Origin of the sequence: Acinetobacter sp. UBA3025, assembly GCF_002367915.1 — a bacterium.
Taxonomy (GTDB): domain Bacteria; phylum Pseudomonadota; class Gammaproteobacteria; order Pseudomonadales; family Moraxellaceae; genus Acinetobacter.
Window position 1 is genome coordinate 1 of the sequence record NZ_DFDO01000250.1, and the last position, 2,131, is coordinate 2,131.

Below are 2,131 nucleotides of genomic sequence, written 5' to 3' on the forward strand. Positions count from 1 at the left end.
TCAAAAATGCCTTTACGGATATATTGGGCATATTGTTCAGCCTGATAATCTTCCGGCTTCAATAATAAAATAGGCAGATCAGGTTGCTGCGAAAGTTGAACCAGACTTAAGGCCTGTTCATATTTCAGATCATAAGCACGACCAAAAATAATCAGGTCCCAGTTAAAGTTTAACTGTTTTTCAAAAGATTGCAGATCATCAAGCAGAACGGCATCGACCTGATATTCATTGCTGGTTAAGAGATCACGGATTTGGTTATATCTAATTTGATTATCATCAATGATCAGTAAACGTGTTTCAGTACGTTTTAACTTTTTAGACAATAATGGATTTCTCACTTCAATGCTTCCCATAAATCGTGATTTCTAGTTTCATTCAATTGCTTATGTATAAAGTTTTCGATGACATGTTCTTCTTGATCATTTAATAATTCATAGTCGAAACGGATAAAACTTTGTGTAATGAGCTGTGCCTTGGTCAGGTAGATTCTGAGTTCTTTTTGGCCAAGTCGTAAATGAATGGTCTGTTTTTCCCTAAACATTTGTGAGCCAGAGACAATAATACTGGTTGAGACCTGATCGAGCTGGGTCATTTGTACCAGAATAGCTGGCTGGTAATTAATACTGTGTTTGTCGGTACGGGCATAAACTGCGCAAGGGAACAGTTCCTGTGCCAGAATTTCCAGACCAATTTCCAGACTTTTATCTGCTGACTGTTTGATCCAGCGAATGACACCGCCACGCCACTGGCTTTGAGATTTTTCCTGAACCAGAATAAATTCACCAGTTTTCAGATTGGCAGGCGTGATACCTGACCATTTAATCCGGTAACCATTGACACTGATATCGAGAACCTCAGCGGTATGAATCTGTTTGGCTTCGCGATCGAGCGCCTTGATACTGCTGAATCCGCTTGGAACAGTATTATGCATTGAGCTGACAAAACTGCTTTCACTCTGGAAACCATAATTACCTTCCAGTTCCAGCGTTTCATTAAAGTTTTTACCCTTAGACAGATAAAAATGCGCCACCGTTAAGCCAAAGCAGATATTGATCTGTGCGGAATATTCATAACGTTCATGACGGCGTTCGACATTATTCGAAAGCAGGTTATAGATATGAAAATGCAGGGCAGGTGTCAGGAACAGCTTTTCATTACGTGACAGATACTGGGCATTTTTGCTTTGAGTACCGGTCAGGTGTTCCATCAGGTTTTGTGTCGAAATATAGAAGCTCGGCTGGAAATGCTGACCCTGATGAGAATTTAATAAAGGTGGATGATCTTTGCTGGCATCAACCACATAACGTGACAGCGTGGTTTCTTTTGGAAGAATCTGAACCAGTTTCGCCCAGTCTGCACTACATAAATATAAGCCCTGAATTTCAGCAGGACGAATCTGATGAGTATTGAAAATATCCAGCAAAATTAGTCGTGCATAGGCTTGAGCAATATTCTGGATTTCGTGCTGGGTGCCAAGAACCTGATTGATGTTGGTCTGATAGAAATTATTTTCCATCGCACATTCCAGTAACTGATGTGCTGCCAACCACTGGCCAGCGCCAGGTGTGCTATACAGCATATGCTGTTGATAGAGCAGCAGGCTTAACTGTTGCAGACCATAGTAAATGGACACCATCCGGGCACTTTGCAGACTTTTCTTTTTGCCCAAGGAAAATAGTGAAAACTTTTGATGATTCAGCTGATGATTACAACGTTTGGCAATATCTATATAGATCTTGGCAAAATAGCTGCGTAACAGCATGGCCAGCTCAATAATCTGGTCATTGCGATCCGTCGTGATCAGACCCTGATTGACGAAATGTTTCTCAAGACTGGCCAAAACATTTTCAAGGGTAGGGTGCAATACCTGAATCAGGTCAAAACGCAAGGTTTCCGCACATTTCAGTTCGGAAATTTCCAGTAAAGCACTGAACAGAGACTTGGATGAATTCCCCAATTGCAGGATTGAAATTCCTGCGACCCATTCCTGCAATGCTTTGGCATTTGTGGGACAAAAACTTAGCTGTTCTATGGTGAGTTCAGCCGTTGTCTGAAAAATGTCTGCAGTATGCTTACTCATCTTTATTATTTAACTCAAAAATGTTGAAACCCCAAAAAGCGGTGTCTTATT

General features: G+C 41.1%; 1 protein-coding gene and 1 pseudogene. Both read right to left on the reverse strand.

Going from position 1 to position 2,131, the window contains the following annotated elements; all coding sequences use genetic code 11:
- A pseudogene (locus tag B4J23_RS10605) lies at window positions 1-338 on the reverse strand (diguanylate phosphodiesterase); the annotation flags it as partial.
- Complete coding sequence (locus B4J23_RS10610) at window positions 335-2,080, reverse strand: GTPase (protein ID WP_125278422.1); 1,746 nt, start codon at window positions 2,078-2,080, stop codon at window positions 335-337. The gene B4J23_RS10610 and the pseudogene B4J23_RS10605, both read right to left, overlap by 4 nt.
- Window positions 2,081-2,131 lie beyond the last annotated feature (51 nt).

What these genes read in the sequence shown, in the direction of transcription:
- B4J23_RS10610 (WP_125278422.1), bottom strand. Translation starts at nt 2,080, where the DNA reads ATGAGTAAGCATACTGCAGACATTTTTCAGACAACGGCTGAACTCACC.